This window comes from Massilia sp. TWP1-3-3, assembly GCF_049897805.1.
Lineage (GTDB): Bacteria > Pseudomonadota > Gammaproteobacteria > Burkholderiales > Burkholderiaceae_D > Telluria_A.
Window position 1 is genome coordinate 174,502 of record NZ_JAFCWX010000005.1, and the last position, 23,612, is coordinate 198,113.

Below are 23,612 nucleotides of genomic sequence, written 5' to 3' on the forward strand. Positions count from 1 at the left end.
CCAAATACCAGGAGAAATACCATGAATGCATCGAAACTGTTCACCGCCGTTGCCGCCTTCGTTTTTGCCGCTTCCGCCTTCGCCGCCGACGCCCCGGTGACCACCACCGCTACCGCCGCCGCTACTACCGCAGCCGCAGCCCAGGCGGTGGCCGCCGCTGCCGCCAAGGCCCCGATCACCCGCGCCAAGGTCCGCGCCGAAGCAGTCGACGCGAACAACGAGCGCCGCGCCTCGGAAGCGGGCAACACTGATTGGTTCATGAAGTAATCGCAGGCCAATCGGCGCCGCGCGCCACAATGAGGAGAAATACCATGAATGCATCGAAACTGTTCACCGCTGTCGCCGCCCTCGCCTTTACAAGCGCCGTCTTCGCCGCCGACGCGCCAGTTGCCAACGCCGCCGCCGCCGCCACTGCCACAGCTTCCACAGCCCAGGCCGCAGCTGCCGCGCAAGCCGTCGCCGACCAGGCTGAAAAAGCTGCCCGTGCCCGCGCCGACAAGCGCGCCCAGGCCGCCGACGCGAACGGCAACCGCCGCGCGACCGAAGCGAGTCAGTTCGACTGGATCATGAAGTAATCTACTCATCAAGACGACAACGCCCTGGGCCGGATGCACATGCATTCGGCCCAGGGCGTTTTTGCGTCAACAACTGCCGACGCGGACCACTTCGCCCCCTTTGGTATTAGCAAGGCTTCGAGAACGTGCCAAATTGCCACCAAAGACGGACCAAAGACATACCAACGGCATATTTCTATAAATTGTTAATAAACAAGCACTTACGATAAATAATTGGGCCGCCTCCGCAATGCCAATTCCGCAAATCTTAATACCACTTAAATACCTGTTGACATTGCGGTTTGCCAAACATATAGTGCCCTGACTCTTGCAGCGGAACTTGAAAAGCAAACATGATTGAATATCTGATCGGCGTCGACGGCGGTGGAACGGGAACCCGGGTGCGGCTGGCGCGCGCCGACGGCGCCGAACTGGCTCAGGGCGCCAGCGGCCCCTCCGGCCTGTCCCTCGGCATCGATCTGGCATGGCAGGCGATCCAGGATGCGGTGGCCAAAGCCTTTGCTGCCATCGGCATCACCAGCCCCGCCCTCGGCAGCGCGGCCATCGGCCTGGGCTTGGCTGGCGTGCACAACCCGCAATGGGCCGCGCAGTTTGCCGCGGCCAATCCCGGCTACGCAGCGCTGCGCCTGGCGTCCGACGGCTTTACCACCTTGATCGGCGCGCACCAGGGCCAAGCAGGCACCATTGTCGCCATCGGCACCGGCAGTGTAGGACAGGCGCTGCTGCCCGACGGCAGCGAGCGCGAAGTGGGCGGCTGGGGCTTTCCTTCCGGCGACGAAGCGAGCGGCGGCTGGATCGGACTGCGCGCCATCAACCACATCCAACAAGTCATCGACGGTCGCAAGACAAACAGCGCCTTTGCGCAGGAGATCATCGACGCCTGCGGCGGCGAACGCAATGCGATCCAGGTCTGGATCGGCACGGCGACCCAGACCAGCTACGCGTCGCTTGCGCCCATCGTCGTCAAACACGCGCCGACCAACGCCACCGCAAACGCCTTGCTGACCGAGGCCGCGCTTGAAGTGGCCAGCATCGCCCATGCGCTCGACCCGTCGGCCACGCTGCCGCTGGCGCTGTGCGGCGGCCTTGGCGCGCCGCTGCGCGCCTACCTGCCTGCGGCCCTGCTGGCGCGCAGCGTTGCGCCCTGCGGCGACGCGGCCAGCGGCGCGCTGCGCATGATTGCATTGCACTTGAAGGGGAAATGACATGCTGGCCCAGCTGAGCGACTTCAAACGCGATGACGACAGCGTCACGCCCCTTTACGTGCAGCTTGCGAACAAGCTCTCGTCGGGCATCACCAGCGGCGACTGGCGCGCCAACGAAGCGCTGCCCTCCGAGCGCATGCTCTCAGACATGCTGGCCATCTCGCGCGTCACGGCGCGCAAGGCGATCGACATGCTGTGCGAGCGCGGCATGCTCACGCGCCGGCGCGGCTCGGGCACCTACATCACGCCCAAGCTCGAGCAGCCGCTGGCGCGCCTGACCAGCTTTTCCGAAGAATTGAGCCAGCGCGGTTTTACCGCCGGTTCGCGCTGGCTGGAACGCAAGCTGGGCATTGCCGCGCCGCTCGAACTGCTGTCGCTGGGCCTGTCGCCCAACGTGCCGGTGGTGCGCCTGAAGCGCCTGCGCACGGCAGACGACGTGGTGATGGCGATAGAAACGAGTACCATCCCGGCACTGCACATGCCCGACCCGTACGGCGTGACCGATTCGCTGTACGGCTACCTGGAAGCGCGCGGCGCCATTCCAATGCGCGCCCAGCAGCACATCCGGGCCGTGAATGCGACCGCCGAACAGGCGCGCCTGGCGGGCCTGCCTCCCGGGGCGGCCATGCTGCACATTACCCGGGTCAGTTATCTTGAAAGCGGCGTAGCGGTGGAACTGACGCACTCCTACTGCCGCAGTGATTATTATGAATTCGTAGCGGAGTCGCGCAGATGAGCGAAGCACTTAGTGGCAATATCGGTGGCAACATCCTTACCCCGGACGGTTGGATCAGCGGCACCATCAGCTACGGCGAGCGCGTCACGGCCGTCGAAGGCGGCGCCGTCGATCCGGCCTTGAACGGCGACGATTACATCATCCCCGGCTTCATCGACCTGCACGTGCATGGCGGCGGCGGGCGCGACATCATGCAGGCGGGCGACGCGCCGCACGTGATCGCCGCGATGCACGCCAGGCATGGCACCACCTCGCTGCTGGCCACCACCATGACGGCGCCGCCGCACGAAATTACCGAAGCGCTCAAAGCGATCGGCGCGGCCTGCGCCGCGCGCCGCCCGGGTGCGGCCCGTATCCTGGGTGTGCACCTGGAAGGCCCCTATATCAATTCGGGCAAGCTCGGTGCGCAGCCCAATTATGCGCGCGCCGCCACGCTGGCCGAAGTGCAGCAGCTTGGCTCGCATGCGCCGATGCGCCTGATCACCGTGGCGCCCGAAGTCGCCGGCCACCTGCGCCTGGTGCGCGAACTGTCCAACGCCGGCATCCGGGTCCAGATCGGCCACACGCTCGGCTCCTACGAAGACGGCGTGGCCGCGCTCGAACACGGCGCGGCCGGTTTTACCCATTTGTTCAACGCGATGAGCCCCTTGCACCACCGCGAGCCCGGCATGGTCGGCGCGGCGCTGGCGCATGCCCAGTACGCCGAGATCATTCCCGACATGCTGCACGTGCATCCGGGCGCGATCAAGGTCGCCCTGCGCGCCATTCCGCACCTGTATTGCGTGACCGATTCGACCGCCGCCACCGGCATGCCCGACGGCGACTACATGCTGGGCCGCCACCGCGTGCAAAAGTGCATGGGCGGCGTGCGCCTGCCCGACGGCACCCTGGCCGGCAGCACTCTGACTATGGACCAGGCGCTGCGCAACCTGGTCGGCCTGGGGCTCGATCTGGCCGACGCTTCGCGGCGCGTGTCGACCAATGCTGCCAACTACCTGGGCGAAACCGCGCGCGGACGCCTGGCGCCCGGCGCCTTTGCCGACATGGTGGTCCTGGGCCGCGACCTGATGATCAAAGCTGTTTATATAGAAGGAGAAATGTGTGACCTCACTGATGCTTGAAGAAGCCCTGTCCGCCGCCGAATGCGTCGCCTTGCAATTGTCCAGCGATGTCGATCGCTACGCCGAACTTGGCCGCAAATTAAGGTCCACCAATTTCGACACCGCCTTGACCATCGCGCGCGGCAGCTCCGACCATGCGGCCAATTATTGCGCCTACCTGATCATGGCGCGCATGGGGCGCGTGGTGGCGTCGCTGCCGATGTCGCTCATCACGCTCAACAAGGCGCCGATCGAAACGCGCAACACGCTGGCAATCGCCGTCTCGCAGTCGGGCCAGAGCCCGGACGTGGTGGACCCGATGCGCTACTTTCGCGGCGGCGAAGCGACCACGATCGCGCTGGTCAATGATATCGAATCGCCACTGGCGCAGGCAGCCGAATGGGCAATGCCGCTCCACGCGGGCAAGGAACAGAGCGTCGCTGCGACCAAAAGCTTCATCACCAGCCTGGTGGCCGGCGCGCGCCTGGTCGCCCAGTGGCAAAACGACCCTGAACTGCTGGCCGGTCTGGAAGCGCTCCCTGACGCACTGCGCGCCGCGGCGCAAACCGACTGGACGCCGGCCCTCGAGGTACTGGCCCCGGCCCGCAACATCATGGTGGTCGGGCGCGGCATCAGTTTTCCGATCGCGCTTGAAGCGGCCCTGAAGCTGAAAGAAACCTCGGCCCTGCAGGCAGAAGCTTTCAGCGGCGCCGAGATCAAGCACGGCCCAATGGCGCTGATCGAAGACGGCTATCCGCTGCTCATATTCGCCACCCGCGGCCCGACCCAGGCCGGCGTGTTGCAGCTGGCGGCTGAAATGCGCACCCGCGGCGCCAAGGTGATTCTGGCCGCGCCGGCGGACGTGCCCGAGCGCGACCTGACGCTGCCGGTTGCCGCCACGCCCGACCTCGATCCGATCGTCGCCGTGCAAGCCTTCTACATCATGGCGGCCCACCTGTCGAAGGCGCGCGGCATGGATCCGGACCGGCCGCGCCACCTGAGCAAAGTCACCAAGACCAACTGACAGGCTGCGCCATCAATGAACATCAAGATACTGCTGACAGCATTGATGGCGCTAGCGCTCGCAACGTCGCCAGCGCGGGCCGACACAAAAATTGAATTCTGGACCTTCAGCATGAAGCCCAAGTTCACGCCGTATTTCGAGTCGGTGGTGCGTACCTACGAAGCGGCAAACCCGGGCGTCAAAGTCGAGTGGATCGATTTTCCGTGGGACGTGATCCAGACCAAGCTGGTCACCCGGATCGTGGCCGGCACCCCGCCCGCACTGGTCAACCTGAACGTGCCGTGGGCGGACGAATATGCGCGCGACGGTTTGCTCACGCCCGTCGACGCCTTTCTCGGCAAGCATACTTACATCCCCAGCACGCTGGAAGACCTGCGCTTCAAGGGTAAGACCTACGGTTTTCCCACGTACAGCAATGTCGCCGTACTTGCCTTCAATACCCTGATTTTCAAGCAAGCGGGCCTCACGCGGGGACCTGCGACGTTCGACGAGCAGCTCGCCTTTGCGCGCCAGATAGCCGCCAAAACGGGCAAGGCCGGCATCGCGCCCGCGCTGTCCAAAATCGATGGCCTGTTCATGTGGCAGGGCCTGGGCGTCATCGAGCATGGCAAGGCGGTGTTCAATTCGCCCGCCCACGTCGCGCTGGTGGAAAAGCTCGCCGTCACCTACAAGGCTGGCGGCCTGCTCAAGGAAAGCCTGTTCGCCGAAGATAATTTTCCCGCCGTGGTTGACGCCTACAAGGGGGGCCGCCTGGGCATGCTGCTCGCGCCGCCCACCGCGCTCAAACGCATCGAAGCTGACGCACAGGACGTCTACGCCATCACCGACGTCGCCCCCGCGCCTCTTGGGCCGACCGGGATTGCCGACGGCGGCTGGCTGATCCACTTCGCCATTCCGGCGCGGGTCGATCCCGCACTGCTGCCGGCGATCGGCAAGTTTGCGCGCTACCTCACGGGCGACGCCAACCAACTGGCGTTCGCCCGGCAGGCCAGCGTGTTCCCGACCAGCGTCAAGGCGGCCGCCGATCCGTTCTTCCTGGCGCTGCCTGCCAACTCTGGCGCCGCGCAAAAGGCCGTGGCCGCGGGCGCCGCATCGATGGCGCATTCGCGTACGCTGTACGTGGCCGGCATCGACGACTACGACGAACTACGCCGCTCCCTGGTGAAAGCGGTTGAAGCGGGCGTCACCGGCAAGCAGGACGTCAAAGCTGCGCTCGACCAGGCTGCCGCCATCTGGAACAAGAAACTCGCAACCCAGAGGCGGCGGCCATGAGCGCGCGCCGCCAAGCGCTGCAAGGCTGGCTGTTCCTCGCGCCGGCCCTGGTGTTGCTGGCCGTATTTTCATTCTGGCCGGTGGTGTTCGGCTCTTACCTCGCCTTTACCGACTACAGCCTGGTGCGCCCGACGCAGTGGGTCGGGCTGGATAACTTCCGCTATATTTTCGACAACGAGATGTTCGTCACGGGCCTGAAAAATTCGCTGATGTTCCTGTTGATGGTACCGCTTGTCCAGGTAGGGGCGATCGCGCTGGCGGTGTTGGTCAACAACCGCCTGCCGGGCATCCGCTACTTTCGCGCCGCGTTCTACGTGCCAGTGGTGACCACGGTGTCGGTGGTGGGCATCATGTGGGGCTTCATGTTCCACGAACAGGGCACGCTCAACTATGTGTTCCTGCAACTGCGGCTGGTCAATGCGCCCATCGGCTGGCTGACGGACGACACGCTGGCACTGTTCGCGGTGATGTTCGTCACGCTGTGGCGCGGCCTTGGCTGGTACATGGTGATGTATCTGGCCGCGCTGCAGGCCATCCCCACCGACATGCAGGAAGCAGCCATGCTCGATGGCGCCAATGCCTGGCAGCGCTTCTGGCGCATTACCATTCCCATGCTGCGCCCCACCATCATGGTGTGCTCCATCCTGTCGGTGCTGGCCGCGCTCAAGGCTTACCAGGAGGTCGACGTGCTGACCCAGGGCGGCCCGATGAATTCCACCTTCACGGCCCTCTACTACGCTTACGACCAGGGGCTCAAGCACCTCAAGCTGCCGCGCGCGCTGGCCGCCAGCATGGTGGTCTCGAGCGTGTGCGTGGCCATCGCGCTGGTGTGCCTGCGCTACTTGAAGCCGAGGCACCGCTGATGCGCGCGCGCCCTGTCAAGATCGCCGGCCACTACCTGATTCTGTGCCTGCTGGCCGTGGTGTGCGTGTTTCCATTCTGGTGGACGCTGGTCACGGCCTTGTCCACCGAGGGCAATGTGTTCGCCTTTCCGCCGACCTTCTGGCCGCGCGCGCCGTCGCTGGAAAACTTCGCCGCAGTGTTCCACGCGATTCCGATGCTCTCGTTTTTCAAGAATTCGCTGCTGATTGCCGCCTGCACGGTGTTCTGGAAGCTGGCGCTTTGTTCGCTGGCCGCCTACCCGCTGGCGCGCATGCATTTCCGGGGCCGCAAGCTGGTGTTCGGGATTATCCTCGCCACGCTGGTGCTGCCGTCGGAAGTGAACTTCCTGGTCAACTTCATCACGGTCACCAAACTGAGTTTGGTCGACACCTATACCGGCGTGATTTTGCCCAACGTGGTGACGGCGGTGGCCATTTTGCTGCTCAAGCAAGCCTTCGAGGAAGTGCCGCAAGATTTGGTCGACGCGGCGCGCGTGGACGGCGCCTCGGAGTGGACCATTTTTACCAAAATTATGCTGCCGCTGGTGGCGCCCTGGCTGGCCACGGTCGGCATCCTCACCGCCGTCGAGGCGTGGAACGAATATATCTGGCCCTCGATCGTCATGAGCAAACCGGATGAATTTCCTTTGTCGGTCGGCGTGCTGTACCTGCGCGGCACCTTTGGCAGCAGCACCCGCGTGATTGCTGCGGGCACCGTGCTGACCATCTTGCCGACGCTGGCCGCTTTCCTTTTCACTCAACGATTTTTCATGCGCGGCATGGACGGAGCAGTCAAATGAACCAATACCATCAACTTGCCGGTCAACTGATCATGATCCGGTTTCCCGGCACCGAACTCGATGCCGCTACCGCCGCCTTGATTCGCGAGAACCGCGTGCGCGGCGTGTGCCTGTTTCGCGGGAATATGAGCAACCAGGAGCAGCTCGCGCGCTTGACGTTTGATCTGCGCGCGGCGATGGGGCCGCAAGCGCTCATTGCGCTCGACCAGGAAGGCGGCGCCGTGGTGCGCTCGACCTGGGTGCCGGCGCCGCCGGCGGCGATGGGCCTGGGCGCAGCCGACGACGTGGCGCTGGCGCGCGATATTGGCGCGGCAGTGGCGCGCGCGGTCAAGGCCATGGGGTTCAACTGGAACTTCGCGCCCGTGCTGGACCTGAACAACAACCCGCACAATCCCGTGATTGCGGAGCGCTCTTTTGGGGCCGAGCCGCAGCGCGCCACCGAACTGGCGCTGGCCTGGATGGAAGGCAGCACGTCCGAAGGCGTGGCCTGCTGCGTGAAGCACTTTCCCGGCCACGGCGACACCCATGTCGACTCGCACCGCGACCTGCCCACCGTGAACAAGCCGCTGCAGGAACTGGAAGAGTTCGAATTCAAGCCCTTCCGCATGGTCGGCAACCGCGCCCCGGCCATCATGACGGCGCACATCATCTATCCCGCGCTGGACGCGGAGTTCCCGGCCACAATGTCGCGCCGCATCCTGCACGACCTGCTGCGCACCGAATGGGACTACCGCGGCGTGATCATCACCGACGGCATGGACATGCACGCGATTGCCGGGCGCTACGGCGCCGGCCCGGCGGCCGTGCGCGCACTGCTGGCCGGCGCCGACATGGTCATGGCGCTGGGCACACTCGACACCCAGCTTGAGACCATCGCCGCAATTGCCGTGGCGATCGAATCGGGCCAACTGCCCATGGCCGAAGTGAACGAGCGCCTGGCGCGCCTGGCCACGCTGGCCGACGCTTACCCGTGCCAGGGGCGCTCCTACATGGAAGACGCGGCCGACCGGCTGGTGATGGCGCACGGCTGGCGCCGCAGCCTGACGGCGCGCGGCAAGCCCCAGCGCCCTGCGGCCGGGGGCAAGGTGCGCCTGGTGGTGCGCCGCGATGTGGTGAGCGACGGCGTGTCCGAAGCGGGTGTACCGGCGGCGGTGGTGGCGAGCATGCTGGGGCGCCTGTACGACGTCGACATGGTCACCTTTACCGATGCCGAAACGTTCGACTGGTCGACGCTGCCGGACGATGGCCGCTTCGTGTTCCTGGCGTCGACCTCGCGCCTGCGCTATGGCCCCAACGCGCGCGACAGCTGGAAGCCGGACCTGCACCTGGCGCTGTGGAATCCGTACCAGGCGCTCGACATCGAGGCGCCCGCCCTGATCACCTACGGTTTTGCCGCTCCGGCGCTGGACGCGGTCGAGGCCTGGCTGGCCGGCACGCTGGAAGCGAACGGCACGGTGCCGGTGCCCGGTTTCGCCTAACACCCGTCAGAACAACAAGGTCCTCGATGAACAACACCTCCACCGCACGCGCCCCTTACCTGTGGGTCCCCAGCCTGTACCTGGCGCAGGGGCTTCCCTTCTTTGCCGTCATGCAGCTGGCCGCCGTGATGCTGCAAAGCCGCGGCATGGCAAACGACCAGATCACCCACTGGACGGCGCTGATCGGGCTGGCCTGGGTGTTCAAGCCGCTGTGGAGTCCCTTCATTGAACTTGCCAGCAGCAAAAAGAAGGTGGTCGTCATGTTCGAGCTGGCTGGCGGCGTCGCCCTTGGGCTCGTGGCGCTGTCGATGCACATGCCGTTCTGGTTTGCCGCCAGCATCGCCATGCTGGCCATGGTCGCCATCTGCGCCTCGACCCACGACATCGCCTGCGACGGCCTGTACATCGCCAGCCTGGATGAAAAAGGCCAGGCCGAATACGCCGGCTGGACCGGGACATTTTTCAACGCCGGCCGCGTGATTTCGGCCGGGGGCCTGGTGGCGCTGGCCGGCGTGCTGGAAAAGAGCAGCGGCGTCGTCACCGCCTGGTCCACGATCTATGCCCTGCTGGCGGCGATGATGATCGCACTGGGGCTCTACAATCTGGCGGTCCTGCCGAAAGGGACCAATGCCGTGAGCGCCGGCCACAGCGCGCGCGCCATCGCCGATACGCTGTCGGAAGTGATCGTTGAATACTTCAAAAAGCCCGGCATCTTTGTCTGCATCCTGTTCATCATCCTGTTTCGGGCGGGCGAAGCGCAAGTCCAGTCGATCGGGCCGCTGTTCTTGCGCGCCGCCCGCGAGCTGGGCGGCCTTGGCCTATCGACCACGGAACTGGGGGCGGTGTACGGCTCGGCGGGCACCGTCGCTTTCATTGTCGGCAGCATCGCCGGCGGCTACTTCACGGCGCGCCTTGGCCTCAAGCGCGCGATACTGCCGCTGATCCTGGCGGTCAACCTGCCCAACATCGTGTTCTATCTGCTTTCGCTGTACCAGCCGGCCAATATCGTCATCATCGGCGCGGCCTTGAGCGCCGAGATGTTCGGTTACGGCTTTGGCTTTGTCGGCCTGATCTTGTACATGATGCAGGTGGTCGCGCCAGGCAAATACCAGACTGCCCACTATGCCCTGTCGACCGGCATCATGCAGCTCGGCTTTGCGCTCTTCAAGTACTTCAGCGGCGACGTGCAGATCGCCCTGGGCTACCAGCATTTTTTCCTGTGGGTGCTGGCCTGCGCGGTTCCGGTGGCGATCATGTCGCAAATGATTTCAATGAGCGCGCGCCAGCAGAACCCGCTCGCCAAACTGGTTGCGGCCTGACATGGCCAGCGTTGAACTGAAGGGCGTGGCCAAACATTACGACAAGCAGCGCCCGGTGATTCACGGCGCCGACCTGGCGATCCGGGATGGCGAATTCATCGTCTTTGTCGGGCCGTCCGGCTGCGGCAAGTCGACCTTGCTGCGCATGATCGCGGGCCTGGAAGACATCAGCGCCGGTGAACTGTATATCGGCGCTCGCCTGGCCAACGATATTGCGCCGGCCCGGCGCGGCCTGGCCATGGTGTTTCAGTCGTACGCGCTGTATCCGCACATGACGGTGTTCGAGAACATGGCCTTTGCGCTCAGGCTCGCCGGCATCAAGGGCGAGCAGCTTGAGCAGGCCGTGGGCCGCGCCGCGGCCATCTTGCAGATCACGGATTTGCTCGAACGCAGGCCCAAGGAATTGTCGGGCGGCCAGCGCCAGCGCGTGGCAATCGGGCGCGCGATCGTGCGCCAGCCTGGCGTATTCCTGTTCGACGAGCCGCTCTCGAATTTGGACGCAAGCCTGCGCGTGCAGATGCGGGTGGAGCTCTCGCGCCTGCACCGCGAACTGAAGTCGACCATGATCTACGTCACGCACGACCAGGTTGAAGCGATGACGCTGGGCGAGCGCATCGTGGTGCTGAACGCCGGGGGCATCGAGCAGGTGGGCACGCCGCACGCGCTGTACAACGCGCCGACGAACCTGTTCGTGGCCGGTTTTCTGGGCGCGCCCAAAATGAATTTCATCGCCGGCCAATTGGCTGGCGCGCTCGATGGCACGGCCACGGTGCGGCTGGCCGGCGGCGCGCTGATCGAAGTCGCGTGCGAGGCCGCGCAGGCGGCCCTTGGCGCGCCCGTCACGCTGGGCATCCGCGCCGAGCACATGGTGCTGCAGGCGGGCGGCGCCAACAGCATCGCGCTTGAAGTGCGCCACGCCGAATACCTGGGCGACCAGACCATCGCCTACGCCAGCCTGGCCGGAGCGCCGGAGCTGCTGGCAATCAGGCAGGCGAGCGACAGCGCGCCGCTCGCGCCTGGCAGCCGCATTCACGCGTACCTGCCGCCGCAGCGCTGCCACCTGTTCGACGCGGCCGGCAAAGCGTTCTTACATCCGCTTACCATTGAAGTTGGAAATCAGGCCACCGTTGTTTAGTTTATGTGACAATACGCCCTTCGCCCCGAACGGCAACGTTTGAGGCACTGACAATTTCCAAATTTCATGTCCACTATTTGGCGGGTCGCCGCGTTATGGCGAAGGCACTACCCGCCCAGATACTATTTGAAGGATCATCCATGTCCCAGTTCCGTTTCGCACGTATCAGCCTGATCCTGGCCGCCCTTGGCCTGAATGCCGCGCCTGCCCTGCTCGCCAGCGCCCACGCGCAAGCCAAACCGGCCGCGGCCGAAGCGGCAAAGGCGGACACCATCCGTCCCGACATGTTCAAGCTGCTCGACCCGGCCAAGGTCAAGGAAATGATGACGGCGAAAAAATTCCCTGAAGTTCAGGCGAACATCGCCGCCGCTGAAGCGTTCCCCAACATCACGCCGTACGAAGGCTACGTCATCAACCGCATGAAGCTGGCCCTGGCCGCCAGCAGCGGCAACGATGCGATGGCGATGGCGGCGCTCGAGCCGGTCATCAACTCCGGCCGCCTGGACGCCCAGGAAAAAGCCAACTTCATCGAGGCGCTGGCCAACTACAACTACAACGCCAAGAACTACCCGAAAGCCATCGAATGGCTGAAGGTGTACCAGAAGGAAAGTACGACGCCGGACAAGGTTCGCCCCGCCCTGGCGCGCGCCTATCTGGTCACGAACGACTACGCGAACGCCAAGGCCGAGCTGGAAAAAGTCATCGCCGCGGCCGACAAGGCCGGCACCAAACCCGCCCAGGACGACCTGCGCCTGCTGGCCGGCGCGGCCGGCAAGCTGAAGGACACGGCGCTGTACACGACCACCCTGGAACGCCTGGTGACGCTGTACCCGACGCCGGAATTCTGGACCGACGTGCTGCGCCGCATGACCAACAAGACCACCTTCAATGACCGCCTGCGCCTGGACGGCTACCGCCTGCAGATGACCACGGCCAAGGAGATGGAAAGCGACGAATACCTGGACATGGCCGAGCGCGCCATGATGACGGGCTTTTTCGGTGAAGCCAAGCAAGCGCTGGATGCCGGCTTTGCAGCGGGCAAGCTCGGTACCGGCAAGGATGGACCGAAGCACAAGCAGCAGCTTGACAAGGCCGCCAAGGCCGCTGCCGACGATGCGAAGACGATCGATGCGGGCGAAGCGGGCGCGCTCAAGGCCAAGACCGGCACGCCGCTGGTCAACCTGGGCTATGCGTACGTGACGCTGGGCCAGTTCGACAAGGGTATCGACCTGATCAAGCAGGGTATCGCCAAGGGCAGCCTGAAAAATCCGGAAGACGCCAAACTGCGCCTGGGCGTGGCGTACGCCAAGGCCGGCAAGAAGGATGAAGCGCTGAAAGCCTTCGAGGCCGTCAAGGGCAGCGACGGCACGGCTGAGCTGGCGCGCTACTGGACGATGCATCTGAATGCACCGATGGCGGTGGCGGCGAAGTAATCGACGAGTTGCCCTTGAATGGGCGCTTGGGTCAACAGCGGTCCGCGGCGCAAGCCGGCGGGCCGTTTTTTTATTGTTTTGCCAGCGCCGGCCCGACAGAAATAGCGAAGTTGGCGAACTCGAAAACGAAAACCACATCGTCCCCGCGCGGGGACGATGTAGGGCGGCTGCACTATCGACCCTTCCATTCTATGGCCCCCGCATGCGAGGACAATGCATCGGGCTCTTACGTTTGTTACAGCCCCTCTGTTAGCCAGCGAACATTGCAATTCGTAAATTTCTCGCATACTTTTCCTACTGCTCGGAAACCGTTTTTTCGACATCATCATTGGGAACCAACATGGAACGCACGCGTGTCTTACTGATCAACGGTTCGCAGCAGGATGAACGCACCGGCCGCATGATCGCTCTGGCGCAGGAACTGCTCGAAGCCGACGGCCTGGAGATCGATATCCTCGACCCCGCCGTCCACCTCAGCGCCGACGTGTATGAGAAGTGGCTGTTCGCGCATGCCGTGATGATCATCGCGCCGGCCGGCGCATCGGTCGTCGCCTTGCACGTCAAGCCGCCCATCGACCGCCTGACAGCGGCCGGCTACACCGCGCACTTCGCCGAGCGCGCCTATGGCGTCGTGGTGCACGGCAAGGACGGCGCCATCGACGGCACGCGCCACCTGCTCACGCTGTGGCTCGATGGCATGGGCATGGTCGACTCGGACAGTTTTGCCGCGCTCGACCGCCACCTTGGCTACCATGAAGCCGACACCTGCGAGCAAGCATTCGACGGCGAAGCGGACTGCCAGGAAGAAGTGCGCAACGTCGCGCGCGCCGTGCGCAACGCCGTCACTGAACTGCGCGCCGGCCGCCTGTCACCGCCGGAACGGCGCGCCCGCGCTGCTTAGCGGCCCACCATCTCTTGCAGGACCAGCTTGTGATCGCGGAAATTGAGCGCGCAGCGGCGCAAAAATTCGCGCATCTGGGCACGCTGTTCGGCGTGCCCGGACGCCTCCTGCGCCGACGCCACGCGCGCCGCCGGAAACACGCCCATGCCGGCCATCAGCGCGTACCACGATCCTACCGGATAGTAGCGTTCCAAGTCCTGGCGCACCAGTTCTGCCGATAAATCCTTGGCCTGCAGCCAGGTGCCAAAAATGCCTTTCAAGCAATCGGACATGCCGCCAAGCTCGCTTGCATTGTCGCGCCAATAGACCGTGTCGGTGCGCGAACTGGTCTTGAAGTGGGCCACGATGTAATCCCGATGGCCGTCGAAAAAGCCATTGACCTCCTGGTTGTACGCGTGGCGCGCCGGTTCGCTGAAGTCGCCCTTGTCGAGAAACAGTGCAAAGATCGCCACCGTCATCTGGGTCAGGTACAGCGCGGTCGCTTCGAGCGGCTCGAGAAAGCCCTGCGACAGTCCCACGGCCACGCAGTTCTTGCTCCAGTGCTGCGCGACGCGGCCGATCTTCATCTTGAGGTGGCGCGCGGGCGTGCTGCCGTCCAGCTGGCCCAGCTTGTGGCGTAGTTCCGTTTCGGCCTGGTCCGCATCGCAGTAGCGCGTGCTGTACACATAGCCGTTGCCGTAGCGATTGGTCAGCGGAATTTGCCAGGCCCAGCCGTACTTCATGGCGGTCGATACCGTCTGCGGTGCGATCGGCCCGTCGAGCGGCGTGGGCAGCGCCACGGCTGCGTCATTGAACAGCACGTCGCTGTAGCTGACAAAAGGCGTCTTGAGCGTCTTGTCGATCAGCAGCGCTGAAAACCCGGAGCAATCGATGAACAGGTCGGCCGCTACCGCTTCGCCATCACTGGTGTGCACGGCGGCGATATTGCCATCCGCATCTTGCGTGGCGTGCGTGACGTGGCAAACCCGGTAGCGCACGCCCCGTTCGAGCGCCTTCTTGTGCAGGAACTTGCCCAGCAGCGCAGCATCGAAATGGTAGCCATAGGTGGCGGTAAACGGGAAACTTTCGCCGGCGAGCGGCGCCAGCTTGTTCTCGACCAGCATGCGCGACAGGAAGTAGTCGTCGGGCCGCGCATCGACGTCCCCCCCCTGCAAGCGCGCATGCACGTTGCTGATGAAGACAGGCTGGGTCAGCTTGTCGACCATGGTGGAAAATTGGTGGAAGTAACTGCCAAAGCCCGGCTTGGTGGACCAGCCGTCGAAAGTAATGCCGCTCTTAAAGGTGGCATTGCATTGCGGCATCCACTCGCTTTCCGCAATATTCAAGCTGTCGAAAAAGCGCTTGAGCGCGGGCGTGGAGCCCTCCCCCACCCCGATCACGCCGACGGTTGGCGACTCGAGCACGGTGATGGTCACGCCTTTGGCCGCCAGCGTGTCGGCCAGGATCATGGCGCTCATCCAGCCGGCCGAGCCGCCGCCGACGATGACGATATCTTTTAGTTCCGATGCATTTTTCATCTTTTCTCCCCGTAGTCCAGACGCAAGAAAACGGAGCCGAACCGCCGCTCCGTTTTCTTGTGCCTTGAACGACTTAGATCTTGGCGTTCAGCGTCAGGAAGAGCTGGCGGCCATTCTTGTAGAACGAGCCCGGCAGGTTGGCCGCACCGACGTTGTGAATCTCGGAGCGGTGCATCGGATTGTTCAAGTCCTTGCCGTCCAGCGAGATCGACAAGTTGTCGTTGATCTTGTAGGCCAGCGTGGCCGACAAGGTCCCGATTTCAGCCTGGTACTGCGCCGTATTGCGGCTAAAGCCGTTCAGGAAACCCGAGCGGTAGCTGTAGCCCACGCGCGCTGAAAAGCGGCTGCCTTCGAAAAACGCGCCCACGTTGTAGGCACGCTTGGATGCGCCGATCATCGTGCAATCCGGCTCGACCGAACGGCCGCACACGGAACCGGCCAGCTTGCCCGTTTCTTCGGCATCGGTCAGCGTGTAGTTGACGTTGAAACCGAAGCCGTTGGACAAGTCTTGCACGTAGTTCAGTTCCAGACCGCGAATCTCGGCCTTGGAATTGACCGGCGAACTGGTGTTGTACAAGACGTTCGCTTTTTCCTGCTGGTTGTAATAGATGCCCGAGCTGTTGCCGTACGATACGTAGCCATCGAGGTTGGAGGCAAACGCGGTGGCGCTGAGCACCGAACGCGGTGCGAAGTACCATTCGACGCCCACGTCAACGTTGTTCGACGTGATCGGCGCCAGATTCGGGTTGCCCGTGGTGCCGGTGTGCTGCTGGTCGCGCAGGTCAATGCCGGCCATGGCGCCCAGTTCCGGACGCGCCATCGTACGGCTGATGCCGCCACGCAAGACCATGTCCTTGTTCAGGTCGTAACGCAGGTTGGCGCTTGGCAGCGTGTCGTTGTAGGTATTGTTGTAGATGCGCGGCTCAAAGGACTTCGACGGCCCCATCTCGTATTTGAGCACGTTTTCCTTGGTTTGCGCAAAGCGCACGCCGACGTTACCCGACAAACCGTTGTCGTTGCCGAAGTCCGCCATCACGTAAGCCGATTTGGTCGGTTCCTTGATCTGGAATTCGGCCTGGCTGCGGTGGATGGTGAAATCGGTGTATTTGTCGACCCAGCCGAAGACCGCGTCTTTTGAAAAAGTCCAGTAATTCGATCCCACGCCCGACACGTCGCTCAAGTGGTCAGGGAAATGCGTCAAACCCGACAGCGGCAGGTTGGCCGGATTCTTCAGGCCAGGCAGGTCCGTCAGATCGATCACGGACAAGCTGCGTTCGTGGCGCGCCGTGCGCACGCCGGTCTTGAGCGTCTTGAAGAAACCGGCCGCCAGTGTGTACTCAAGATCGAGCTGCGCATACGATTCCTTGTCGTTCGACGTCACGTGCGAACCGAAGGTGCCGGGTATGCCGTCGTAGCCGCCGCCGATCGAATGCGTGGCGCTGCCGGCGGTAACGTAGTCGACCGGCTGGTCGGCGCCGTTGGTTTTGTAGCTGATGGCGCCGAAAGGAATCGGGTTGCTCAGCGCGCCGCTTTCGGTGTTGCCCAGACCCTTGGTCAGGCCCAGCTTGCCGCTCACGGTAAAGGCGTCGCTCAGGCGATACTTGCCGTCAAGGTTAAGAAACCGGGACGAGCTCTCGGCGATCGGACGGCCAAAGATTTCCTGGATCGAACCGGACATGCCCGCGCATGGCACGCAGTTGGCCGGCACGGTTGCCGCAAGTTGCGTAATGATGCCGTTGCTCACGGCGCCGCTGACGTTGGCGGCCGGGAAGGTTGGCGCGGTCCAGGAGTTGCCCAGGAAGCGGCCTGACGCTTGCATGAAGTTGTGGTTGATGTTCGGTGCGTCGAGCTTGGAACTGAAGGCGGTGACGTCGAAGGTCAAGTCTTTCGATGGCTTGAACTGGAAGTCGACCATGGCGCCCTTGCGGGTGCGCTCCTGCTCGAACCAGGCGGTGCCGCCCAGGTAGTTCATGTAGGCGCCGGCGGCACCGGGAATCGCATTGGCGACCGGCGAGCCAGGCTCGACCTTGTCGTACCAGATCGAATTTTCCTGGGCCACGCGGCTCAGGTGGCGCTTCTGGTGAAACGCTTGCAGCAGCACGCCAAAGGTGCTCGCCTCATTGCGCCACGCCACCATGCCGCTCAGTTGCGGGTCGGTGGTGCCGGCGTAGTCGGAGTGCATCGCGCCCACGCTCGCTTGCGCGGCGAAGGCTTTCTTGCGCAACAGGTCGAGCGGCTTGCGGGTCTGGATGTCGACCAGGCCCATGGCGCCGCCATCGACCAGGTTGGCCTGCGAACCCTTGTAGACGGTCACTTTGCCGATCAGTTCGGAAGGGAACAGCGTGAAGCTGACACTGCGTCCGCCACCGATGATGTTGTCGGCAAACCAGTCGCCGCTGGACACGGAGTGGCCGTTGAGGGTGGTCAGCGTCAGCGCCGACGGCGTGCCGCGCAGGGCCACGCGGTCGTTTTCGCCAAAGCTGCCTTCCGAGCCGCCAGCGGCGGCAACGCTCACGCCTGGCAAGCGCTGCAAGGAGTCAGCCACGTTCTTGTCGGCCATCTTGCCCACGTCTTCGGCGGTGATGACGTCGACCTTGGTCTCGGCGTTGCGGGCCTGGTTGATCGACTGCTCCATTGATGCGCGGATACCGGTCACTACGACGACGTTGGTGTCCGCCTGCGCGACCTGCTGGGCTTGAGCCTGCAAGGACACGCTCAATACCAGCATGGCCACGGCGGACGCTGCCGGCGTCAGTCGGTTGACACCTGGTGTGCGGACCTGCTTGCTGGCTGCTGCCTGATTCTGCTTCATATGTTTCCCCTGGATTGTGGCCTCGCTCCGAAGCCTGTTCATTATTCGGCACGTCTTTTTTGTGCTACCGGTACAACCACCTCTAAAACCAATCTAACGCCAATATACTCCTGTGCAATACCAGAGTACTACCAATTTCGATACAAATTTTGTATGCCAAATGGTCAAGGGTATCGAAGTTTCATAGGAGAACCAAAGTGGTCTGCTTGGTATGGGACCATTTGGAACCGATCCCACGGGCGTCGTGCAGCTTCCGGTCTTTTTTTGGTATTATCTGAACCGGCTATCCTGGCCGAAAGAAAAGTGTGGCAAGAACGCACCACTTTTCACCAGCGAAAGGCGTATTGGTATGACCTCACTTGTCCACATCATGCAAAGCCTGGCGCAGTCGAGCTCTTTGCCGCTCTACCAGCAATTGCAGCGCGCCTTGCGCGAAGCGATCGACAAGCGCGTTTTTGGCCCGGATGAAGCACTGCCGGCCGAACGCCAGCTGGCAGCTGACCTGTCGGTCTCGCGCATTACCGTGCGCAAGGCGATCGATGGCCTGGTCGGCGAAGGCTTGCTGGTCAAGCGGCCCGGTTCGGGCAACTTCATCAATACCAAGGTTGAAAAGAATTTCGCCAAACTGACTTCGTTCTCCGAAGACATGCTGGCGCGCGGGCGCACCCCGCGCAGCGTGTGGCTGGCGCGCTCGGAAGGCACGGTCACGCCCGAGGAAGCGATGCGGCTGGGCCTGTCACCCGGGGCGCCGGTGTACCGCTTTCACCGGATCCGCTATGCGGACGAAATTCCCATGTGCCTGGAGTACGCCACCATCGTCAAGAGCAGTTTGCCGGCGCTGGAAACGGTGGGCGTGTCGATGTACCAGGCGCTGGAGGAAGCGGGCAACCGGCCGGTGCGCGCCTTGCAGCGCTTGTCCGCCATTTTGCTCAACGCCGAGCAGGCCAAGCTGCTGCAGGCAAAGGAAGGCGATGCGGGACTTTCCGTCGAGCGGCTCGGTTTTTTGCGCGACGGCACGGCGGTGGAGTTTTGCCGGTCGTATTTCAGGGGCGACATGTATGACTTCGTGGCCGAACTAAGCACCTGACAGATCGTCAGCGGCCGGCATCGCCGGCGCGCCTGAGCATGGGTTGCGTCGGCTACATCCACCATTCGTCGACCTACTCCACGCGGCGCGCGCTTCGGCCGGCCTGCGGGTCGATAGCGTCCAGCACGGCAACGACGCGCGCCAAGCCCCCATTGACGAGTGCGGCGGGTCCCCCTTTTGCCAGCTTGCGCAGCGCCTTGATGGCACGCGAGCCCGCTTCCACGTTAGCCGTGGCGAGCTTGGGAAATTCGCTGCACAGCGCCTCCAATGACTGCTGCGCCAGCGCCTCTTCGCCGAGCTCCATTCCGGCGAGCATCAGCAAGGTGAATTGCGCGTGGTCGTTGCGGCTGCGCATGCTGCGCGCTCGCTCCCAGTACACGTCGCGCGCCAGCCGCGCTATATGCTGATTCGGAGCGGCAAGGTTGGTGCTGGTGACGAGGAAAGTTTCATCGCGCGCGCCGGTGGCGTCGGGCCCCGCCGGCTCTTGCAGCGTGCCCAGGAACTGCGTCAATTGCCCGAGCGCCAGCGCACGCGCCGCCGAAGCCGGCGCAGCGTGCAACAGTACGAAGCACATGCTCTCGGCCGTCAGCAGCGCATCGTCCAGCCGGCCCGCATTGGCGGCTAGCGCGTCCAGCACCGGCCCCCACCAGGCGCAACCGGGCTGCCCGTAAGCGAGCAGGACGCGGTAGTGGTCGTCGGCGCGCCGGGGCGGCCCGCTGCGCTGCCTGTCCTCAAGCGCCACCAGCGCTACGGCAAGGTCGGCCAGCGCGCCATCGACCACGCCATCCGAGACCGCCGCGTGAGGATAAAGGCAATACCATCGCAAGGCGGCAGCGTAGATGGATTTGGAAAACTCCGGCAGCGTCCAGTCATGCTGACGCGCCAGCGCCAGCAATTCACCCCTGCGCCCGCTGCACCCAAAGTCGCGCGCGCTGTAATCGATGGCGATGGCGCCTGGATTGGCGAGCAAGCGATCAGTCCTTGCCAATGCGTCGTCGATCGCCGCTGAATCAGGGTTGCGGCGTTGCCCCTGTTTGCGCCGGGGCATGAAGGAAAGCCGAAGCAGATAGAGGCCTAGCGCGCCCAGGACGGCGCCGGCCGTCGAGACGGCGATGGTCGACATCCAGAAATAGCGTGGCGTGCCAGCGCGGGTGGCCGGGATGCCGCTGTGCCCGAACCGCCAGGCGTGGCCGGCCAGGAAATGGCCGAGGGAGAAGCTGAGCAATGCCAAGCCGGCTGTGGTGCAGGTAACGGCAGCGAGGACGACAATCAGGCGCGGTTGCGTGTCAAGAGACCGATGCATGCGCCACCCCTGGCTGGCCAGCAGCAGTGCAAAGGCGACCATGGCGATGCACGTCAAGCCTTCCGCGACCATAGGCAAAAGCTAGATTGCGGTCAACCCGCCATCGACGGCCAACTGGTGCCCGGTGACGAACGAGCTTTTGTCGGAGCACAGCCACAGCGCCGCATTGGCAATCTCGGCGGCTTCGCCGAACCTGCCGATCGGGTGCACGTTGCGCAGCTTTTTCTCGCGCTGGGGCTCGCGTTCAAGGGCGCGCGCCATCATCGCGGTATTGATCACGCCCGGGCACACGCTGTTGATGCGAATGCCGCTGCGCGCGTATTCGGCCGCCGCAGTCTTGGTCATGCCGACGACGGCGTGCTTGCTCGCTGCGTAGATCGGTTGCGTCGGCGCGCCCACCAGGCCGGCAACCGAGGCCGTATTGACGATCGCGCCGCCGCCCTCCTGCTTGAGCATCTGGCGAATCTCGTACTTCATGCACAGCCAGGCGCCCTTGACGTTGACGTTGATGATGCGGTCAAACAAGGCTTCATCGGCGTCGGCCAGCGGCAAGTGCTCTTCTTCAATGCCAGCGTTATTAAATGCACAATCCAACCGTCCGTAATACGCAACAGTTTTATCGATCAAGGCTTCAACTTCCGTCGCGCGCGTCACATTGCAATGCACAAACAGGGCCTTGCCGCCGCCTTCGACGATCATTGCCGCCGTCGCATGGCCGCCGTCAACCGAGGTATCGGCCACCACCACGCAGGCGCCCGCGCGGCCGAAGGCAACTGCCGCAGCCCGGCCAATGCCCCCTGCAGCCCCGGTGACCAGCACCACTTTGCCCTCGAAGGAGGTATCTTTTTGCTTATCTTTGGACACGATCTTGCGCCTTTGCGGTTGCAGGACGGAAGTTTTTGCTGCCCTGTAGCAACATCTTAGCGTAAGTATGCGTATCTCACCAGCAAGATATTCTTATTGCCGGGCGCGTTTTTCGTGTGCCTGCTGGTGCGAACTAATGCGCGAAAGCTCGCCCATCTCCTCGGCCAGGAATTCGAGCAGGTCGTCGACGCTGACGATGCCCGTCAGGCCGCCCGCGCTATTGACGACCGGCACCCGGCGAATGCCCCGAAAGCGCATGCGCTCGATGGTTTCGTAGACGTCATCGTCTTCGGCGGTGGTTAACAGGTCGTCGCTCATGATGTCGCCCACCAGCAAACTGCCCGGATCGAGCCCCAGCGCGATGACGGAGACCACGATGTCGCGGTCGGTGATGATGCCCACTGGTATGCGCTGGCCGTCGGGGTCCTCGATGACGACCAGATCGCCCACGTGATATTTACGCATTAGCAAGGCTGCGCCCTGCACCGTTTCGTCGCGCTTGCAGGAAATGGTCTGGACTGTGCAAATTTCGCCAACTCGCATGCTCGTTCTCCCCGGCGGTGGCCCGCCCATGGTTGCGCGCGCGCAGATCGGCGCCCGTGGGTTCTACGCTAGCGGGATGAGTTGCTGCGGCTTTGACTTCGGTCAAAGCGATTCTTGCGTTCTTTAGAGTTTCGGATCGCCCGGAAGCGGCAGGAAACACGCTTCGACGATCTGCAGATCGTTATCGGTGGCGAAGTTGCGCACGAAGTGGTACGCCAGCGGCTCGATGTTCTTGATTTTGTTGTTGACCACGACCGCCTTCACGCCGTTGAGCATGGTCGGACGCACGTAGGGAGAGTACGACAAGTGCGCGTTGGGGCCGCCCGTGCCTTCCGGACGAAAGCACGACATGACGCCGCACAAGCGTTCGGCCCAGTCGCTGGGACGAAACTGCTTGCCATCACTGGTGAGGCCAAGAATAAAAAACTCGTCTTCGATTTTTATCTTGTTTTCAGGTAACTCGGCCATAGGGCGGCGTATCAGGGCAGGAAGCTGGCGAAACACCAGGCGTCGCGCGCCTGGCAATGTGGTACGTGAGTATTATATCTTATAGAAGAGTGCTCATGCACCCCGGGTCCGATCTAGTGGCCCAGCAAGACGGCGCCGGACAACAACAAGAGCAGCAACATCCACAGCAGCAAGGCGCGCCAGACCAGCCCCACCGTGCTCTGCAAGGCGCGCGGGCTGGGCTCTTCGCCCGGCATGATGTCCACTTCGCTGTCGCTCAGGTCGACGATGGCCGCGTCCGGCGGCAGCACCTTGGAGGCATTTTCGTTCGGCGTGCCCAGCCGCACGCCCATCGCGCCGCCGCCGGCGGCCAGGATGATGCCGCGCGCTTCATCATGCCAGCGGTGCGCAAAATTGCGCCACGCGTAAATGGCGTCCTCGAAGTTGCCCACCACGGCAAAGGCGATCGCGGTCAGGCGTACCGGCAGCCAGTCGATGCAGTAAAAAGCCCTGGCGGCGAACTGGCCAAAAGCTTCGTTGCGCATGTGGTCAGGCTCGTTCCAGGCCCGCGCCAGGTATTCCGAGACGCGGTACATCACGGCGCCGGCCGGCCCGAGCGGCATCAGGAACCAGAAAAAGACGCCGAACACGTTGCGGTGGGTTGTGATCAGGGATTTTTCCACGGCGATGCGGGCAATTTCCGACGTCTCCATGCCGACCGTGTCAAGCCGGGTCCATTCCGCGAGCAAGGTGCGCGCGGCGGCGTCGTTGCCGGCCGTGAGGGCCAGCTGGATGGAGGTGAAATAGTGGCTGTAATGGCGAAAACCGAGCGTCAGGTAGACGATCAGCACATTCCAGGCAAAGGCGACGAAGATCCAGCCCAGGCTCAGGAAAGTCCAGTAAATGGCGGCGGTCGGGATCATCAGGCCGGCCATCAGCAGCAGCCAGCCCATGCGGCCATTGCTCGCGTCGCCCGCATTGAACCAGCTTTCCATGCGCATGGCGAAAGCTTTGATCTCGGCATAAATCAGATTATCTGCGCGCAGGGGCTTGAGCTGCTCGATCAGCAGCGCGCAAAGAATGGAGAGAAATGTCATTGGACGTCCTTTTGAAATAATGCAATACCGCTTCGCCCGCTACGATAGCCTAGTGCAGGGGCAGAATCAAACTTATTGCTAAT

Annotated in this window: 22 protein-coding genes; 15 read left to right on the forward strand and 7 right to left on the reverse strand. The window is 63.4% G+C overall.

The features are described from left to right. Positions 1–21: 21 nt before the first annotated feature. The 14 genes from ACP7D4_RS06875 to ACP7D4_RS06940 all read left to right on the forward strand — a co-directional run bounded on the left by ACP7D4_RS06875 (position 22) and on the right by ACP7D4_RS06940 (position 13,859). Complete coding sequence (locus tag ACP7D4_RS06875; protein WP_426208324.1) at positions 22–267, forward strand: hypothetical protein; 246 nt, start codon at positions 22–24, stop codon at positions 265–267. 44 nt (positions 268–311) lie between these two features. Then, the gene (locus ACP7D4_RS06880; protein ID WP_426100470.1) at positions 312–575 is read left to right on the forward strand and encodes a hypothetical protein; all 264 of its coding nucleotides are present in this window, start codon (positions 312–314) and stop codon (positions 573–575) included. Positions 576–907: 332 nt separating this feature from the next. Continuing rightward, positions 908–1,780 carry a BadF/BadG/BcrA/BcrD ATPase family protein gene (locus ACP7D4_RS06885; RefSeq protein ID WP_426208325.1) on the forward strand — a complete coding sequence of 291 codons (873 nt, stop codon included), beginning with the start codon at positions 908–910 and terminating at the stop codon, positions 1,778–1,780. Between the two features lies 1 nt (position 1,781). After that, on the forward strand, positions 1,782–2,516 hold the full coding sequence (locus tag ACP7D4_RS06890) for a GntR family transcriptional regulator (RefSeq protein WP_426208327.1): 735 nt from the start codon (positions 1,782–1,784) through the stop codon (positions 2,514–2,516). Further along, complete coding sequence (nagA, locus tag ACP7D4_RS06895; protein WP_426100464.1) at positions 2,513–3,637, forward strand: N-acetylglucosamine-6-phosphate deacetylase; 1,125 nt, start codon at positions 2,513–2,515, stop codon at positions 3,635–3,637. The genes ACP7D4_RS06890 and nagA overlap by 4 nt, the downstream gene beginning before the upstream one ends. After that, positions 3,630–4,640: an SIS domain-containing protein gene (locus ACP7D4_RS06900; RefSeq protein WP_426208406.1), complete on the forward strand. Its 1,011-nt coding sequence runs from the start codon at positions 3,630–3,632 to the stop codon at positions 4,638–4,640. Before nagA ends, ACP7D4_RS06900 begins: the two co-directional genes overlap by 8 nt. 15 nt (positions 4,641–4,655) lie before the next feature. After that, positions 4,656–5,912 (forward strand): ABC transporter substrate-binding protein, encoded by a 1,257-nt coding sequence (locus tag ACP7D4_RS06905; protein ID WP_426208329.1) that lies wholly within the window; start codon positions 4,656–4,658, stop codon positions 5,910–5,912. Then, entirely contained in the window at positions 5,909–6,775 is an 867-nt protein-coding gene (locus ACP7D4_RS06910) for a carbohydrate ABC transporter permease (protein WP_426208330.1), read from the forward strand. The genes ACP7D4_RS06905 and ACP7D4_RS06910 overlap by 4 nt, the downstream gene beginning before the upstream one ends. Then, the gene (locus ACP7D4_RS06915) at positions 6,775–7,593 is read left to right on the forward strand and encodes a carbohydrate ABC transporter permease (RefSeq protein WP_426100458.1); all 819 of its coding nucleotides are present in this window, start codon (positions 6,775–6,777) and stop codon (positions 7,591–7,593) included. The genes ACP7D4_RS06910 and ACP7D4_RS06915 overlap by 1 nt, the downstream gene beginning before the upstream one ends. Continuing rightward, positions 7,590–9,071, forward strand: coding sequence for a beta-N-acetylhexosaminidase (nagZ, locus tag ACP7D4_RS06920; RefSeq protein WP_426208331.1), 1,482 nt, complete (start codon positions 7,590–7,592; stop codon positions 9,069–9,071). Before ACP7D4_RS06915 ends, nagZ begins: the two co-directional genes overlap by 4 nt. Positions 9,072–9,097: 26 nt before the next feature. Next, positions 9,098–10,390, forward strand: a complete 1,293-nt coding sequence (locus ACP7D4_RS06925; protein ID WP_426100454.1) for an MFS transporter — start codon at positions 9,098–9,100, stop codon at positions 10,388–10,390. Between the two features lies 1 nt (position 10,391). Then, positions 10,392–11,525 (forward strand): ABC transporter ATP-binding protein, encoded by a 1,134-nt coding sequence (locus ACP7D4_RS06930; protein ID WP_426208333.1) that lies wholly within the window; start codon positions 10,392–10,394, stop codon positions 11,523–11,525. 140 nt (positions 11,526–11,665) lie between these two features. Next, on the forward strand, positions 11,666–12,958 hold the full coding sequence (locus ACP7D4_RS06935) for a tetratricopeptide repeat protein (RefSeq protein WP_426100450.1): 1,293 nt from the start codon (positions 11,666–11,668) through the stop codon (positions 12,956–12,958). Positions 12,959–13,298: 340 nt separating this feature from the next. Beyond that, complete coding sequence (locus tag ACP7D4_RS06940) at positions 13,299–13,859, forward strand: hypothetical protein (protein ID WP_426208335.1); 561 nt, start codon at positions 13,299–13,301, stop codon at positions 13,857–13,859. Here ACP7D4_RS06940 and ACP7D4_RS06945 read toward each other — a convergent pair. Then, positions 13,856–15,376 carry a tryptophan halogenase family protein gene (locus ACP7D4_RS06945; protein WP_426208337.1) on the reverse strand — a complete coding sequence of 507 codons (1,521 nt, stop codon included), beginning with the start codon at positions 15,374–15,376 and terminating at the stop codon, positions 13,856–13,858. The two genes, ACP7D4_RS06940 and ACP7D4_RS06945, sit on opposite strands and share 4 nt — an antisense overlap. A gap of 73 nt (positions 15,377–15,449) precedes the next feature. Next, a complete protein-coding gene (locus ACP7D4_RS06950; protein WP_426208338.1) occupies positions 15,450–18,188 on the reverse strand; it encodes a TonB-dependent receptor in 2,739 nt (912 codons plus the stop codon). Positions 18,189–18,537: 349 nt separating this feature from the next. Between ACP7D4_RS06950 and ACP7D4_RS06955 the strand changes: the two genes are divergently transcribed. Continuing rightward, on the forward strand, positions 18,538–19,275 hold the full coding sequence (locus ACP7D4_RS06955) for a GntR family transcriptional regulator (RefSeq protein ID WP_426208339.1): 738 nt from the start codon (positions 18,538–18,540) through the stop codon (positions 19,273–19,275). 73 nt (positions 19,276–19,348) lie between these two features. On the opposite strand, the gene ACP7D4_RS06960 is transcribed toward ACP7D4_RS06955, so the two are convergent. The 5 genes from ACP7D4_RS06960 to ACP7D4_RS06980 form a co-directional block, all read right to left on the reverse strand. Beyond that, complete coding sequence (locus ACP7D4_RS06960; RefSeq protein WP_426208341.1) at positions 19,349–20,656, reverse strand: hypothetical protein; 1,308 nt, start codon at positions 20,654–20,656, stop codon at positions 19,349–19,351. A gap of 3 nt (positions 20,657–20,659) precedes the next feature. Further along, entirely contained in the window at positions 20,660–21,442 is a 783-nt protein-coding gene (locus ACP7D4_RS06965) for an SDR family oxidoreductase (protein WP_426100438.1), read from the reverse strand. A gap of 93 nt (positions 21,443–21,535) precedes the next feature. Further along, the gene (locus tag ACP7D4_RS06970) at positions 21,536–21,985 is read right to left on the reverse strand and encodes a CBS domain-containing protein (protein WP_426208343.1); all 450 of its coding nucleotides are present in this window, start codon (positions 21,983–21,985) and stop codon (positions 21,536–21,538) included. A 123-nt stretch (positions 21,986–22,108) separates the two neighbouring features. Next, positions 22,109–22,453, reverse strand: coding sequence for a DUF3579 domain-containing protein (locus ACP7D4_RS06975; protein WP_426100959.1), 345 nt, complete (start codon positions 22,451–22,453; stop codon positions 22,109–22,111). A 113-nt stretch (positions 22,454–22,566) separates the two neighbouring features. Next, positions 22,567–23,529, reverse strand: a complete 963-nt coding sequence (locus tag ACP7D4_RS06980) for a CobD/CbiB family protein (RefSeq protein ID WP_426100434.1) — start codon at positions 23,527–23,529, stop codon at positions 22,567–22,569. Positions 23,530–23,612 lie beyond the last annotated feature (83 nt).

Coding starts and splice junctions, on each gene's coding strand:
- ACP7D4_RS06975 (WP_426100959.1), bottom strand. CDS start 22,453: ATGGCCGAGTTACCTGAAAACAAGATAAAAATCGAAGACGAGTTTTTT.
- ACP7D4_RS06980 (WP_426100434.1), bottom strand. CDS start 23,529: ATGACATTTCTCTCCATTCTTTGCGCGCTGCTGATCGAGCAGCTCAAG.
- ACP7D4_RS06970 (WP_426208343.1), bottom strand. CDS start 21,985: ATGCGAGTTGGCGAAATTTGCACAGTCCAGACCATTTCCTGCAAGCGC.
- ACP7D4_RS06935 (WP_426100450.1), top strand. CDS start 11,666: ATGTCCCAGTTCCGTTTCGCACGTATCAGCCTGATCCTGGCCGCCCTT.
- nagZ (WP_426208331.1), top strand. CDS start 7,590: ATGAACCAATACCATCAACTTGCCGGTCAACTGATCATGATCCGGTTT.
- ACP7D4_RS06875 (WP_426208324.1), top strand. CDS start 22: ATGAATGCATCGAAACTGTTCACCGCCGTTGCCGCCTTCGTTTTTGCC.
- ACP7D4_RS06950 (WP_426208338.1), bottom strand. CDS start 18,188: ATGAAGCAGAATCAGGCAGCAGCCAGCAAGCAGGTCCGCACACCAGGT.
- ACP7D4_RS06945 (WP_426208337.1), bottom strand. CDS start 15,376: ATGAAAAATGCATCGGAACTAAAAGATATCGTCATCGTCGGCGGCGGC.
- ACP7D4_RS06905 (WP_426208329.1), top strand. CDS start 4,656: ATGAACATCAAGATACTGCTGACAGCATTGATGGCGCTAGCGCTCGCA.
- ACP7D4_RS06940 (WP_426208335.1), top strand. CDS start 13,299: ATGGAACGCACGCGTGTCTTACTGATCAACGGTTCGCAGCAGGATGAA.
- ACP7D4_RS06955 (WP_426208339.1), top strand. CDS start 18,538: ATGACCTCACTTGTCCACATCATGCAAAGCCTGGCGCAGTCGAGCTCT.
- ACP7D4_RS06885 (WP_426208325.1), top strand. CDS start 908: ATGATTGAATATCTGATCGGCGTCGACGGCGGTGGAACGGGAACCCGG.
- ACP7D4_RS06910 (WP_426208330.1), top strand. CDS start 5,909: ATGAGCGCGCGCCGCCAAGCGCTGCAAGGCTGGCTGTTCCTCGCGCCG.
- ACP7D4_RS06900 (WP_426208406.1), top strand. CDS start 3,630: ATGCTTGAAGAAGCCCTGTCCGCCGCCGAATGCGTCGCCTTGCAATTG.
- nagA (WP_426100464.1), top strand. CDS start 2,513: ATGAGCGAAGCACTTAGTGGCAATATCGGTGGCAACATCCTTACCCCG.
- ACP7D4_RS06930 (WP_426208333.1), top strand. CDS start 10,392: ATGGCCAGCGTTGAACTGAAGGGCGTGGCCAAACATTACGACAAGCAG.
- ACP7D4_RS06925 (WP_426100454.1), top strand. CDS start 9,098: ATGAACAACACCTCCACCGCACGCGCCCCTTACCTGTGGGTCCCCAGC.
- ACP7D4_RS06890 (WP_426208327.1), top strand. CDS start 1,782: ATGCTGGCCCAGCTGAGCGACTTCAAACGCGATGACGACAGCGTCACG.
- ACP7D4_RS06915 (WP_426100458.1), top strand. CDS start 6,775: ATGCGCGCGCGCCCTGTCAAGATCGCCGGCCACTACCTGATTCTGTGC.
- ACP7D4_RS06880 (WP_426100470.1), top strand. CDS start 312: ATGAATGCATCGAAACTGTTCACCGCTGTCGCCGCCCTCGCCTTTACA.